We start from the raw sequence: 12923 nt of genomic DNA on the forward strand, positions 1-12923 counted from the left end.
CTTCCGCAGAGTTCCCCCGATCGTTTGACAAGTCTCATAAGGCGGAACGGGGGCGAGGCGGACCCGGCTGTCCGCGGGTTCTGGTAGATGTGGACCCATGAGCGCCCCGACACCACCCTCCGGCGGCGGGATCCCCGGCCCCGGTTACTACCCCGACCCCTCCATTCCGGGCTACGTCCGGTACTGGAACGGTGCGGCGTGGGTCCCCGGCACCAGCCGCCGCACGCAGGAGGGCGAAGAGGACCTGTTCGCGTCGGCGGAGCACGCGGGCGCGGGCGCGGGCGGCGCGGAGACGCCGGAGAGCCCGGCGGACGCCGTGCCTGCCGATGCCGTACCCGTGGACGCCCTGTCCGCGGACGCCGTGTCTGCGGACGCCGTGCCCGCGGACGCCCTGTCCGCGGAGCCCGCCGCCCCGGCCGCTCCGGCCGTGAGCGAGACCGGCCCGGTCTTCCTCGACGAGGAGGAGCCGCAGGACGCCCCGCCCGCCGTGCCCGCCTCCCGCGGGCGGCACGCGCGCGCGGGCGGCGAGGCGGACGACGTACGGGACGCCGCCGAGGCGGCGGCGTCCGTCGAGGCCCCCTCGGACGCGCAGGGCGGGTGGCAGGCGGTCGACGTCGTGGACGTCGCGGAGCGGGCCGACGGCCGCGTCGCCTGGGGCGCGCAGGACCGGCAGGACCCGCCCGCGCTCACGGTGCCGGCCGAGCTGGGCAGGGGCGCACCCGGGCCGGGCCGTGCCGAGGACGAGCCCCGGCTGCCGGGCGCCCGGCGGGCGGAGGACGGTGCGGAGGCGGACGCCGGGGCCGGGAGCGCGGGTGCCGGGAGCGTGGGTGCCGCCGGTGCCGGGTCGGCGGGCGGGCAGGCCGCGGCCGGGGCGTACGAGCAGGACCGGCCGGGCGGGCCGCTCGGCCGCGACCCGCGCGTCGGCGGCGGCTCGTGGGGCGAGCAGGTGCGGCGGCTGGCCGGGCCCGCGCCCGTACCGGCGCCCGCGACGCCGCCCGAGCCGGAGGCCGGCGCCGGGAGCGGGACGGGGAGCGGGAGCGGGACGGGCGGCAGGATCGGCGGCGCGGACCCGCGGCAGGCCGCCGGCGGCTACGCGCCGTCGCCGACCGCCCCGGACGCACCGCCCGCCCTCCCCGCGCCGACCACCCCCGACCTGCCGCGGGCACAGCCCTCGCCGACGACCCCGGACCTGCCCGCCGTGCGGCCGGCGACCCCGTCGCCGACCACGCCGGACCTGCCGCAGCCCCGCCCCGCGCAGCCGCAGCTCGCGCCGCAGGCCGGCCCCACGGCGCCGCCGCTGACCCCGGCCGCGCGGACGGCCCCGCCGACGGCCCCGCCGACGCCCTCGCCGCCGCGGCAGTCCGCCGGGCGGCTCCCCGGGCGGGCCGCCCGCGCCGAGCTGCCGCAGGGCGGCGGTGCCGGCGCCGGGGCCGGGGAGCCGCCCGTCGTGCCGTGGCGCCCGCCGGCCAGCGACCCCTTCCTCAGCGCCGCACAGGGCACCGCCCCGCCAGCCGGTCTGGGCCGCCGGCTCGGCGCCCGGCTGGTGGACGCGCTGCTGGTCGGCGGGGTCGTCGGCGCGGTCGCGACGCCGCTGGTGAGCAAGTCCGTGGACCACGTCCAGGACAAGATCGACGCCGCCGAGGCGTCCGGCAAGACAGTCACGGTCTGGCTCGTCGACGGCACCACCGGTCCGTATCTGGCTGTCGTCCTCGGCCTCTTCCTCGTCCTCGGCCTGATCGTGGAGGCGCTGCCGACGGCGAAGTGGGGGCGTACGCCCGGCAAGCGGCTGTTCGGCGTGCGGGTGCTGGACATCGAGTCGCAGGACCCGCCGGCGACCGGCTCGGCGCTGCGGCGGTGGCTGACGTACGCCGTGTTCGTGCTGCTGCCGCTGGTCGGGTTGCTGAACGTGCTCTGGTGCGCCTTCGACAAGCCGTGGCGGCAGTGCTGGCACGACAAGGCGGGGCGCACGTACGTGGCCCGCGGCTGACGGTCCCGCCGCAAGCCGTTCGGCCCCGCCCGGGATGCGGGGCGGCGGCGCCCGGGGTCGACTCGGTGCATGAGCTCCGACGACCACGGCGAGGGCGCCGACCCGCACCGCGGCAGGCCCACGCGCGCGCAGCAGCAGCGACAGCCCGGCCCGCCCGCCGACGGCACGCAGTGGCCGGAGGGGGAGGCGGAGGCGGAGCCGTCGCCCGGTGGCGAGCAGGAGGCGCGCGGGGTGCCGTCCGGCGGCAGCGGTACGACGCGGCCGGTGGGCGGCCCGACGAGGTCCGAGAGACCGGGCGCGGGGGCCCCGGCGCCGTCACCCGCCCCCGGGCCGCCGTCCGGCAGTGACACGGGCCCGGGCCCGGGCCCGGCGCACGGGGGCGGGGAGTCCGCCGACGGCGGTCCGTCGCAGGGCGCCGCACCCGGCCCCGGCGTCACCCCGCCCACCGGGCCCGGGGCCACCTCGTCGTCCGGTCCCGGCGCAACTCCGCCCGCCGGTCCCGACGCAACCTCTCCTTCAGGTCCCGGCGCTACTCCTCCCACCGGGCCCGGGGCCACCTCGTCGTCGGGTCCCGGTGCGACCCCGCCCCCCGGCCCTGGCGCTACCTCGTCCTCTGGTTCCGGTGCGACCCCGCCCCCCGGCTCCGGCGCCACCCCGCCCCCCGGCTCCGGCGCCACCCCGCCCCCCGGCGCCGGTTCCCCGTACGACCAGCCCCCCGGCGCCATGCCCCCGCCCCCGCCGACGTACGGCGTCGACGACACGGGCGGCGCCGGCTACGGCGGTGCCGCGTACGGCGCGCCCGATCCGCGGCTCGCCGGGATGCCCCCGCTCGCCGGCCTCGGCCGCCGGCTGCTGGCGCGCGTCATCGACGGCCTGATCGTCTACATCCCGGTGTCGCTCTTCCTCACCCTCATCGGCCGTATCGACGACTTCGGCGACTCCGACAACACCGGCCCTCAGTACGGCTGGGGCCTCTTCGGCATCGTCGTCTACCTGGTGTACGAGGGCCTGATGCTCACCCGCAGCGGCCAGACCGTCGGCAAGAAGCTCATGGGCATCCGCGTCGGCATGCTGGAGAACGGCGCAGTCCCCGCCGGAAACCCGGGCTGGATCCGCGCCGCCGTCTACTCGCTGCCCGGCATCGTGCCCTGCCTCGGCGTCCTGTTCTGGCTCTACAACGTGCTGTCCTGCACCTGGGACAAGCCGTATCGCCAGTGCGTGCACGACAAGGCGGCCAAGACCGTAGTGGTCTCCACCGAGGGCCAGCGCTTCACGCCGTAACGCGGTCGTCGAACGGGCAACCCCCCCGGCGCACGGAAGCGGCCGGCGACCCTCTGGTCGCCGGCCGCCTCACGTCGTGCCTCGGCCGTCCCCCGTCGGCGCCCTCGCGGGCGCCGTCGCACCGTCTCAGTGTCGCGCGGGCTGCGCGCCGACCGGCCGCCGGTCCGCCGCGGGTGCGGCGATCCCCTCCGGCCGCGGCACCACGACCGGCTGCTCCGCCTGGACGGCGGAGGAGGCGCGGCGGGAGCGCGGCGGGGGAGCGGTCAGTGCGACGAGCACACCGAGCGCCAGGGCGGTGACGCAGATCGCCACGAGGGCGAGGGCTGCGCCGGCCTGCGAGAGCAACAGCATTGCTGCCGCTGAGGCGATGACTGTGGCCGACCCGTACAGGATTTGGGAGAGAGTCGGACGCGGCATGGCGGCCCCCTGGTGGGCTCAGCATCGGTACGGACGGGTGAACGTGCCGAAGGGCGGCTCCGTGCGTGCAGCCGCCCCCCACTACCCAAGGCGGTGCCCGCCCGGGAACGCAAGTAAGCGTGACCTTACCCACTCGGGGGGAGCACGAGGGGGCGCACGGTGTCATGCCGGGGTGAGCAACGGCGTCACCAGGGCCCGAGCGCCGTAGCCCCCTGAAGTGTCCAAGTCAAGACTGTCATTTCTCTGTTCACTCCGGTCGAATGCTGGCACACCTATTCGTGCGTGATGCGGGAGGGGCAGCGCAAACGTGAATACCAGGCGCAGAAAGTTGTCAAAAACGGTCGTCACCACGGCGATCGCAGCCGCGCTCGGCGCGGCTCTGCTGCCTCTGGGGCAGGCGGCGGCCGACACCGACGACGGCGCGGCCCAGATCGAGCGCCGTGATCCGGCGCGCGCGCCGAAGCACCAGCGGCACGACCTCGACGGCCCGTTCAGCAAGCAGCAGGAGGCGCGCGAGCAGGCCGCGCTGCAGCAGCTGCTGTCCGGCGAGACCGAGGCGCAGCCGCGGGCCGGGGAGAACGGCTCCACGGTCGTCAAGCTCGACAACGGCAAGTACGCCGAGCTGGGCCGTGCGGCGAAGACCGACAAGATATTCACCGTGCTGGTCGAGTTCGGCGACGACGTCGACAACGAGACCATGCACGACCCGGACGGCCCCGAAGGCCCCGAGCCGCCCGTCGTGAAGTACGGCGGCGACCCCGGCCCCGCGCACAACGAGATAGCCGAGCCGGACCGGGAGACGGACAACTCCACGGACTGGAAGGCCGACTTCGACCGCCAGCACTACCAGGACCTCTACTTCTCCAAGGACGCGGACAAGCAGTCCATGGCGAAGTACTACGAGAAGCAGTCCTCCGGGCAGTACACGGTGGACGGCGAGGTCACCGACTGGGTCTCGGTGAAGTGGAACGAGGCCCGCTACGGCTCCAACTACTGCGGCGACTCCACCTGCTCCTCCGTCTGGGACCTGGTGCGCGACGCGACCGCCAAGTGGGCCGAGGACCAGAAGGCCGCCGGCAAGACCGACGCCGAGATCAAGGAGCAGCTCGCCCAGTACGACCTCTGGGACCGCTACGACTTCGACGGCGACGGCGACTTCGACGAGTCCGACGGCTACATCGACCACTTCCAGCTCGTGCACGCCGGCGAGGACGAGTCCGCCGGTGGCGGCGTACAGGGCGAGGACGCCATCTGGGCGCACCGCTGGTACGCCTACGGCACCGACGCCGGACAGTCCGGCCCCGGCGAGAACAAGGCCGGCGGCGCCCAGATCGGCGACACCGGCGTGTGGGTCGGCGACTACACCATCCAGCCGGAGAACGGCGGACTCGGCGTCTTCGCCCACGAGTACGGCCACGACCTCGGCCTGCCCGACCACTACGACACCGCCGGCGGCGAGAACTCCACCGCCTTCTGGACGCTCATGTCCTCCGGCTCCTGGCTCGGCCGCGGCGAGGAGGCCATCGGCGACCTGCCCGGCGACATGACCGCCTGGGACAAACTGCAACTCGGCTGGCTGGACTACGACACGGCCAAGGCGGCGACGCCCTCGAAGCACACCCTCGGCCGCGCCGAGGAGCAGAAGGGCGGCAAGCCGCAGGCGCTCGTCGTCGAGTTGCCGGAGAAGTCCGTCACCACCACCATCACCGCGCCCGCCGAGGGCACCAAGCAGTGGTGGAGCGGCATGGGCGACGACCTGTCCAACACCGTGACCCGTACGGTCGACCTGACCGGCAGGTCCGCCGCGTCCCTGGCCCTCAAGGGCTGGTGGGACATCGAGGAGAACTACGACTACCTCTACGCCGAGGTCTCCACGGACGGCGGCGCCACCTTCACCCCGCTCGACGGCACCGCGAACGGCGCGCAGATCCCGCGCGACGGCGGCGACCGCCCGGCGCTGACCGGCGTCTCCGGCGAGTACCGCGACCTCGTGTACCCGCTGGACGCGTACGCCGGCCAGGAGATCCAGCTGCGCTTCCGCTACCAGACCGACGGCGGGGTGGCGCAGAAGGGCTTCGCCGCCGACGCGTTGACGATCACGGCGGACGGCGAGGAGGTCTTCGCGGACGGCGCCGAGGGCGACGACGCGGGATGGACGGCGGACGGCTTCTCGCGCGTCGAGGAGTCCTTCACCAAGGACTACCCGCAGTACTACATCGCCGAGAACCGGCAGTACGTGTCGTACGACAAGACGCTGGAGACCGGCCCGTACAACTTCGGCTGGGTGACCGACAAGCCGGACTGGGTCGAGCACTTCCCCTACCAGAACGGCCTGGCGGTGTGGCTGTGGGACACCTCGCAGCTGGACAACAACACCAGCGTGCACCCGGGCGAGGGCCTGCTGCTGCCGGTCGACGCCCACCCGGAGCCGGAGAAGTGGGCGGACGGCTCGATGATGCGCAACCGCATCCAGGCGTACGACATCACCTTCAGCACCCGGCCGACCGACGGTGTCACCCTGCACCAGGACGGGGTGCCGGCGGAGATCGCGTCGAAGGAGGGCGTCTCGGTCTTCGACGACCACGAGGGGACGTACTGGAACGAGGCGAACCCCGGCGGCAGCGTGAAGGTGCCCGACACCAACACGGAGATCGCCATCGTCAAGGAGCCCGCCGATGGCCGGACCATGACAATCCAGGTGGGCCCCTCCGCTCAGTGATTCGGTAAAACTGCAGGTCAAAGACGTATCGGCCGCTGCCCCTGGCGGGGCGGCGGCCGATCGCGTAAAGATGGCGTGGGTATCTGGCCGACGAGACGTCACGCGAGGAGCGCTATGGGCGGAGGAGGATTCACCAGGCTGCCGGACGGCAGCATGGTCGTCGCCGTCTCACTGCCGGCCCCCGCGGGAGGCCGGCGGATACGTGTGCTCGTCCACGCCGTGAACCGCGCCCGCGCCCTCACCCGGCTGCGCAACCTCGGCCTGCGCTCCGTCTACCTCCGCGGCAACGCGCACCCGCCCACGCCCGACGAGGTGACGGCCGTGCTGTGCCACCCCGACGGCCTGGTCTGGCGCGGCTCGCCCGCCGGCGAGACGGAGTCCTGGCGCCCGATCGGGGCCCTGTTCCGGCTGGCGACGTAGAAGGCGCACGCAGGCGCAGCCGCGGGCCACGCAGGCGCCGGCCCCGCGGGCCCGCAGCCCCCGCAGCCGCGGGGTCGCGTACCCGGCAGACCCGGCAGATCCGACAGGCGCGGCGGGCACCGTGGCGTCAGCCGACGACCGGCTTGCCCGTCAGCTCCACGCCCGCCTCCGCCAGCTCCCCCAGCGCCCGGTGCGTGGTGTCCTCGGCCACCCCGGCCGTCAGGTCCAGCAGCACCTGTGTGCGGAAGCCCGCCGCCGCCGCGTCCAGCGCCGTCGCCTTCACGCAGTGGTCGGTGGCGATGCCCACGACGTCGACCTCCGTGACCTCCCGGGCGCGCAGCCAGTCCGCCAGCGGCGTCCCGTTCTCGTCCGCCCCCTGGAAGCCGCTGTACGCCGCCGCGTACGCGCCCTTGTCGAAGACCGCCGAGATCGCGCCGGAGGCGACGGTCGGGGCGAAATTGGGGTGGAATCCGACGCCCTCCGTGCCCGCCACGCAGTGCCGCGGCCAGGAGCGGACGAAGTCCGGGTGCGCGGAGAAGTGGTCGCCCGGCTCGATGTGGTGGTCGCGGGTGGCGACGACGTGCTGGTAGCCGGCGGTGGAGCGGCCGATCAGGTCGGTGATCGCGGCGGCGACGTCCGCACCGCCGGTCACCCCCATGCTGCCGCCCTCGCAGAAGTCGTTCTGCACGTCAACGACGATCAGTGCCCGATGCATGGTGCGATGCCCTTCGTGAGTCGGCGTCGGAAGGACGGAGCGCTGGGGAACGAAGCGCTGCGCATCCCGGTTCTCTGCCCGCTGGACCGGGCCTCATACGTGTTCCGCTACGTACTCCGTCGGCAGAACCGGCTCGCCGCTGGAGAGCTGGGTGGCGGACAGCGGGAGCCCGTCCCGCGCCACGATGTGCCGGGCCCGGGCGTCGTCCATCGGTTCCCGCCCCACGACCTTCCCGCCCCGCACCAGCGGCACCAGCAGCTCCCGCCCCGCCAGCTCCGCCGGCACCTCCCCGGTGCCGACGACCTCCGCCTCCGCCACGCCGTCCGCGTCGAGCCGCCGGGCCGCCCACTTCCGCCCGCCGATCGACGTCTTTCCGCCCGTGGACTTCTTCGCCACCGGCGTGAGCGGCGCGCCCGGGTCGTCGGAGGCGGCCCGGGCCACCAGCTTGTAGACCATCGAGCACGTCGGGTGCCCGCTGCCGGTGACCAGCCGGGTGCCCACCCCGTACGCGTCCACCGGCGCGGCGGCGAGCGAGGCGATGGCGTACTCGTCGAGGTCGCTGGTGACGATGATCCGGGTCCGGTCCGCGCCCAGCTCGTCAAGCTGCTGGCGCACCCGGTGCGCGACCAGCAGCAGGTCGCCGGAGTCGATGCGCACGGCGCCCAGCTCCGGCCCCGCGACCTCCACGGCGGTACGGACCGCGGCGGCCACGTCGTACGTGTCGACCAGCAGCGTCGTCCCCGCCCCCATGGACTCCACCTGGGCGGTGAAGGCGTCCCGCTCGCTGTCGTGCAGCAGCGTGAAGGCGTGCGCGGCGGTGCCGACCGTGGGGATGGCGTAGCGGAACCCGGCGGCCAGGTCGGAGGTGGAGGTGAAGCCGCCGACGTACGCGGCCCGGGCGGCGGCCACCGCGGCCAGCTCGTGGGTGCGCCGGGCGCCCATCTCGATCAGCGGCCGGCCGCCGGCCGCGACGGCCATCCGGGAGGCCGCGGCGGCGATGGCGGAGTCGTGGTTGAGGATCGACAGCACCACCGTCTCCAGCAGCACGCACTCGGCGAAGGTGCCCTCGACCCGCAGCACCGGGGAGCCGGGGAAGTAGACCTCGCCCTCGGGGTAGCCCCAGATGTCGCCGGTGAAGCGGAAGTCCGCCAGCCAGTCCGCGGTCGGGGCGTCGACCACGTCGTGCGCGCGCAGGAAGGCGAGCACCTCGGGCTCGAAGCGGAAGCTCTCCAGCGCGTCCAGCACCCGGCCGGTGCCGGCGACGACGCCGTAGCGGCGGCCCTCGGGCAGCCGGCGGGTGAAGGTCTCGAAGACCGAGCGTCGCTCCGCGGTGCCGGCGTGCAGCGCGGCCTGGACCATGGTCAGCTCGTAGTGATCGGTGAAGAGGGCCGTCGAGGGAACGGTGACCGGCAGCTTCAGTTCCGACATGCTGTTGATCCTACGCCAATACTCGTCACTCTGACGATTTCTGGTGTCCGAATGGCTGCGGAACGGTCTCGGGTGGCAGCATGGGGAGCGTCAGGGCTGCGGTCGCAGCCGGAGCTAACGAGGAGTTGCCGCCAACCGTGAGCGTCGCACCCACGGAGATCGAGCGCCCGGAGACCGTCGAGTCCCAGTCACCCGCGGCGGTGCCTGAACCGGACGTCCCCTGGGTGACGATCGTCCACAACGACCCGGTGAACCTCATGAGCTACGTGACGTACGTCTTTCAGGCGTACTTCGGATATCCCAGGGAGAAGGCACGCAAGCTCATGATGGACGTACACACCAAGGGGAGGGCCATCGTCTCCAGCGGCAGCCGCGAGGAGATGGAGCGGGACGTGCAGGCGATGCACGGCTACGGCCTGTGGGCCACCCTCCAGCAGGACCGCTGATGGCGGGGCAGTTCGAGGCGGTGCCGGGCGGCGGCGCGGCCGTCGCGCTGGACGAGCTGGAGATCTCCATCCTGCGCACCCTGACCGTGCAGCTGCTGGAGCTGATCGGCCCCGGCGACGCCCCCGCGGACGCCCCGCCGGCCGCCGACCCGCTGGACGCGCTCTTCGCCGAGGGCCCCAGCAAGCCGCCGTCCGACCCGGCGCTGGCACGGCTCTTCCCGGACGCGTACGGCGAACCGGGCAAGGGCCCGGACGACGAGGAGCGGGCCCGCTCGGCGGAGTTCCGCCGCTACACCGAGCCGGACCTGCGGGAGAGCAAGCGGGAGAACGCCCTGGCCGTCGTCCGCGGGCTGGACTCGCTGACCGTGCAGGGCGAGGGCGGCGCGGTGCTCAAGGTCGGCCCGGAGGAGTCGCGGCAGTGGCTCGGGACGCTCAACGACCTGCGGCTGGCCATAGGCGCGCGGCTCGACATCCGGGACGACGACGACGGCGAGGTGCTGTTCCGGCTGCCGGACGAGGACGAGCGCAAGCCGATGGTGATGGCGTACCTCTGGCTGGGCGGGCTCCAGGAGACCCTGATCGAGACACTGCTGCAGTAATGTGCACATAGCCGCCCTTTTCACGTGGTAAAGCTGCAGTCGGGGACTGCACGGGAAAGGGCACAACTCCACATGACCACTGCCAAGGTCCGTCGGGGCGGCGGCGCGGCCGTCACCTCCGACGAGGGCTACGAGCGCGGGCTCGGCAGCCGCCAGGTCCAGATGATCGCCATCGGCGGCGCCATCGGAGTCGGCCTCTTCCTCGGCGCCGGCAAGATCATCGAGAGGGCCGGCCCCAGCCTCGTCCTCATGTACGCGGTGGCGGGCGTCGTCGTCTTCTTCATCATGCGGGCGCTCGGCGAACTACTGCTCTACCGCCCGGTCTCGGGCAGCTTCGCCGAGTACGCGCGCGAGTTCCTCGGCCCGTTCTTCGGCTACGTCACGGGCTGGACGTACTGGCTGGTGTGGGCCGTCACCGGCATGACCGAACTGACCGCCGCCGCCATCTACATCAACTACTGGTGGCCCGGCGTCCCGCAGTGGATCAGCGCGCTGGGCTTCCTGGTGCTCCTCTTCGGCGTCAACCTGATCTCGGTGAAGATCTTCGGCGAGCTGGAGTTCTGGTTCTCGATGGTCAAGGTCACCGCGATCATCGGCATGATCGTCATCGGCGTCGGCGTGCTCACCTTCGGCTTCTCCGCCGCCGGTGCCACCGCCACCCCCGCCAACCTCTGGGACCACGGCGGCTTCTTCCCCCACGGCATCGGCGACAGCCTCATGGCCCTGCAGGGCGTGATGTTCGCCTACCTCGCCGTCGAACTCGTCGGCGTCACCGCGGGCGAGAGCGCGGACCCCGAGAAGACCCTGCCCAAGGCCATCAACACGCTGCCCTGGCGGATCGTCATCTTCTACGTAGGTTCGCTGATCGTCATCCTGTCGGTCGTCCGGTGGACCGAGTTCGGCGAGGGCGTCAGCCCGTTCGTCGCGGCCTTCGGCAAGATCGGGGTCCCGCTCGCGGCCGGCATCGTCAACTTCGTCGTGCTCACCGCGGCCCTGTCGTCGTGCAACTCCGGCATGTACTCCACCGGCCGCATGCTGCGCGACCTGGCCGCCAACTCCGAGGCGCCGAAGCGCTTCGGCAGGCTGAGCCCCCGCCGGGTGCCGGCCGCGGGCATCGCCGTGTCGGTGGTCGTCATGTCGATCGGCGTGGTGCTCAACTACCTCGTGCCGGAGAAGGCGTTCGGCTACGTCATGTCCGTGGCCACCGCCGCGGGCATCTGGACCTGGGCGATGATCCTCGTCAGCCACATCCGCTACCGCCGCCAGGTCGCCGCCGGCCGGCTGCCCGCCTCCTCGTTCCCGGCGCCCGGCGGGGCGGTGTGCAGCTGGATCGCGCTGGCGTTCCTCGCCCTCGTCACCGTGCTCACCGCGCTGGACGAGGACGCCCGCGTCTCGCTGTACGTGGGCGCCGGCTGGGCGGTGCTGCTGTCGGCGGGCTGGGCGGTCAGCCGGCGCGCCGGAGCGCGCGGCGGCGGGCCGGCGCCGGAGTACGCCGGGACGCCGTAGGCGCCGCGGCGGGGGCGCCCGTGCCCGTGTGCCCGTGCCCGTGCCCGTGCCTGCACGCGCTACGCCCAGAGCTGCCCCTGCAGCGCGGCGACGGCCTCCTCCGTGGTCGCGGCGGTGTAGATGCCCGTCGACAGGTACTTCCAGCCGCCGTCCGCGACGAGGAACGCGATGTCGGCGCGCTCCCCGGCCCGTACCGCCTTGCGGCCCACGCCGATCGCCGCGTGCAGGGAGGCCCCGGTGGAGATGCCGGCGAAGATGCCCTCCTCGCGCAGCAGCTCGCGGGTGCGGATGACGGCGTCCTCAGAGCCGACGGAGTAGCGGGTGGTGAGCACCGACTCGTCGTACAGCTCAGGGACGAAGCCCTCGTCGAGGTTGCGCAGCCCGTAGACGAGGTCGTCGTAGCGCGGCTCGGCGGCCACGATCTGCACGTCCGGGCGCTGCTCGCGCAGGAACCGGCCGGCGCCCATGAGGGTGCCCGTGGTGCCGAGGCCGGCGACGAAGTGGGTGATCGAGGGCAGGTCGGCGAGGATCTCGGGGCCGGTGGTGGCGTAGTGCGCGCCGGCGTTGCCGGGGTTGCCGTACTGGTAGAGCATCACCCAGTCCGGGTGCTCCGCGGCCAGCTCCTTGGCGACCCGTACGGCGGTGTTGGAGCCGCCGGCGGCCGGGGAGGAGATGATCTCCGCACCCCACATCGTGAGCAGCTGGCGGCGCTCCTCGCTGGTGTTCTCCGGCATCACGCAGACGATGCGGTAGCCCTTGAGCCCGGCCGCCATGGCCAGCGAGATGCCGGTGTTGCCGGAGGTCGGCTCCAGGATCGTGCAGCCGGGGGTGAGCCGGCCGTCCTTCTCGGCCTGCTCGATCATGAACAGGGCCGGGCGGTCCTTGACCGAGCCGGTGGGGTTGCGGTCCTCCAGCTTCGCCCAGATCCGCACCTCGGGGGCGGGGGAGAGGCGGGGCAGGTGGACCAGGGGCGTGTCGCCGACGGCCGCGAGGGGGCTGTCGTAGCGCATCAGGCGCCGGCCCTGCGCTTCACCGCGGGACCCGAGCCGCCCGCGACGGCGGGCAGGATCGTCACGCTGTCGCCGTCGGCAACCTTGGTGGAGATCCCGTCGAGGAAGCGGACGTCCTCGTCGTTGAGGTACACGTTGACGAAGCGGCGCAGCTCGGCGCCGTCGACCACGCGCTCGCGGATCCCGGCGTGACGGGACTCCAGGTCGTCGAAGAGCTCGGCCAGCGTGGTGCCGTCGCCCTGCACGGCCTTCTCGCCGTCGGTGTAGCTGCGGAGGATGGTCGGGATGCGGACCTCGATGGCCATTTCGGGGCTCCTGTGGGATGCGGGGAGTCGGGGCTGCGGGCGCGGGTCGGCCACGCGCCGCAGGGGGGGCGGGGACGTACGCGGCCGGGG

General features: G+C 73.5%; 12 protein-coding genes. 7 read left to right on the forward strand and 5 right to left on the reverse strand.

Annotated elements, in window-relative coordinates; translation table 11 throughout:
- Window positions 1-97 precede the first annotated feature (97 nt).
- Both T328_RS13355 and T328_RS13360 read left to right on the forward strand, forming a co-directional pair.
- Window positions 98-1987: an RDD family protein gene (locus T328_RS13355; protein ID WP_496496220.1), complete on the forward strand. Its 1890-nt coding sequence runs from the start codon at window positions 98-100 to the stop codon at window positions 1985-1987.
- 69 nt (window positions 1988-2056) lie between these two features.
- The gene (locus tag T328_RS13360; RefSeq protein ID WP_496496221.1) at window positions 2057-3268 is read left to right on the forward strand and encodes an RDD family protein; all 1212 of its coding nucleotides are present in this window, start codon (window positions 2057-2059) and stop codon (window positions 3266-3268) included.
- 126 nt (window positions 3269-3394) lie between these two features.
- Here the strand turns inward: T328_RS13360 and T328_RS13365 are convergent, their stop codons facing one another.
- A complete protein-coding gene (locus T328_RS13365) occupies window positions 3395-3619 on the reverse strand; it encodes a hypothetical protein (RefSeq protein ID WP_496496222.1) in 225 nt (74 codons plus the stop codon).
- 373 nt (window positions 3620-3992) lie between these two features.
- On the opposite strand from T328_RS13365, the gene T328_RS13370 reads away from it, so the two are divergent.
- Together T328_RS13370 and T328_RS13375 are read left to right on the forward strand one after the other, a co-directional pair.
- The gene (locus T328_RS13370; protein ID WP_496496223.1) at window positions 3993-6404 is read left to right on the forward strand and encodes an immune inhibitor A domain-containing protein; all 2412 of its coding nucleotides are present in this window, start codon (window positions 3993-3995) and stop codon (window positions 6402-6404) included.
- A 114-nt stretch (window positions 6405-6518) separates the two neighbouring features.
- Window positions 6519-6824, forward strand: a complete 306-nt coding sequence (locus T328_RS13375) for a hypothetical protein (protein WP_496496224.1) — start codon at window positions 6519-6521, stop codon at window positions 6822-6824.
- 127 nt (window positions 6825-6951) lie between these two features.
- Here the strand turns inward: T328_RS13375 and T328_RS13380 are convergent, their stop codons facing one another.
- The gene (locus tag T328_RS13380) at window positions 6952-7539 is read right to left on the reverse strand and encodes an isochorismatase family protein (protein WP_496496225.1); all 588 of its coding nucleotides are present in this window, start codon (window positions 7537-7539) and stop codon (window positions 6952-6954) included.
- Between the two features lie 93 nt (window positions 7540-7632).
- Complete coding sequence (locus T328_RS13385; RefSeq protein ID WP_496496226.1) at window positions 7633-8967, reverse strand: nicotinate phosphoribosyltransferase; 1335 nt, start codon at window positions 8965-8967, stop codon at window positions 7633-7635.
- A gap of 137 nt (window positions 8968-9104) precedes the next feature.
- Between T328_RS13385 and clpS the strand changes: the two genes are divergently transcribed.
- The 3 genes from clpS (at window position 9105) to T328_RS13400 (ending at window position 11518) form a co-directional block, all read left to right on the forward strand.
- Complete coding sequence (gene clpS, locus T328_RS13390; protein ID WP_018834043.1) at window positions 9105-9413, forward strand: ATP-dependent Clp protease adapter ClpS; 309 nt, start codon at window positions 9105-9107, stop codon at window positions 9411-9413.
- Window positions 9413-10012, forward strand: coding sequence for a DUF2017 domain-containing protein (locus T328_RS13395; protein ID WP_496496227.1), 600 nt, complete (start codon window positions 9413-9415; stop codon window positions 10010-10012). Before clpS ends, T328_RS13395 begins: the two co-directional genes overlap by 1 nt.
- A 72-nt stretch (window positions 10013-10084) precedes the next feature.
- Window positions 10085-11518: an amino acid permease gene (locus tag T328_RS13400; protein ID WP_496496228.1), complete on the forward strand. Its 1434-nt coding sequence runs from the start codon at window positions 10085-10087 to the stop codon at window positions 11516-11518.
- A 59-nt stretch (window positions 11519-11577) separates the two neighbouring features.
- Here the strand turns inward: T328_RS13400 and T328_RS13405 are convergent, their stop codons facing one another.
- Together T328_RS13405 and T328_RS13410 are read right to left on the reverse strand one after the other, a co-directional pair.
- Window positions 11578-12528, reverse strand: coding sequence for a PLP-dependent cysteine synthase family protein (locus T328_RS13405; RefSeq protein ID WP_496496229.1), 951 nt, complete (start codon window positions 12526-12528; stop codon window positions 11578-11580).
- Window positions 12528-12833, reverse strand: a complete 306-nt coding sequence (locus T328_RS13410) for a MoaD/ThiS family protein (protein ID WP_496496230.1) — start codon at window positions 12831-12833, stop codon at window positions 12528-12530. Before T328_RS13410 ends, T328_RS13405 begins: the two co-directional genes overlap by 1 nt.
- Window positions 12834-12923: the final 90 nt, after the last annotated feature.

This window comes from Streptomyces sp. CNX435, assembly GCF_059570575.1.

Excerpts from the sequence above, each read along its gene's own strand:
- T328_RS13355 (WP_496496220.1), top strand. The coding sequence starts at position 98 with ATGAGCGCCCCGACACCACCCTCCGGCGGCGGGATCCCCGGCCCCGGT.
- T328_RS13360 (WP_496496221.1), top strand. The coding sequence starts at position 2,057 with ATGAGCTCCGACGACCACGGCGAGGGCGCCGACCCGCACCGCGGCAGG.
- T328_RS13365 (WP_496496222.1), bottom strand. The coding sequence starts at position 3,619 with ATGCTGTTGCTCTCGCAGGCCGGCGCAGCCCTCGCCCTCGTGGCGATC.
- T328_RS13375 (WP_496496224.1), top strand. The coding sequence starts at position 6,519 with ATGGGCGGAGGAGGATTCACCAGGCTGCCGGACGGCAGCATGGTCGTC.
- T328_RS13380 (WP_496496225.1), bottom strand. The coding sequence starts at position 7,539 with ATGCATCGGGCACTGATCGTCGTTGACGTGCAGAACGACTTCTGCGAG.
- T328_RS13385 (WP_496496226.1), bottom strand. The coding sequence starts at position 8,967 with ATGTCGGAACTGAAGCTGCCGGTCACCGTTCCCTCGACGGCCCTCTTC.
- T328_RS13395 (WP_496496227.1), top strand. The coding sequence starts at position 9,413 with ATGGCGGGGCAGTTCGAGGCGGTGCCGGGCGGCGGCGCGGCCGTCGCG.
- T328_RS13400 (WP_496496228.1), top strand. The coding sequence starts at position 10,085 with ATGACCACTGCCAAGGTCCGTCGGGGCGGCGGCGCGGCCGTCACCTCC.
- T328_RS13405 (WP_496496229.1), bottom strand. The coding sequence starts at position 12,528 with ATGCGCTACGACAGCCCCCTCGCGGCCGTCGGCGACACGCCCCTGGTC.
- T328_RS13410 (WP_496496230.1), bottom strand. The coding sequence starts at position 12,833 with ATGGCCATCGAGGTCCGCATCCCGACCATCCTCCGCAGCTACACCGAC.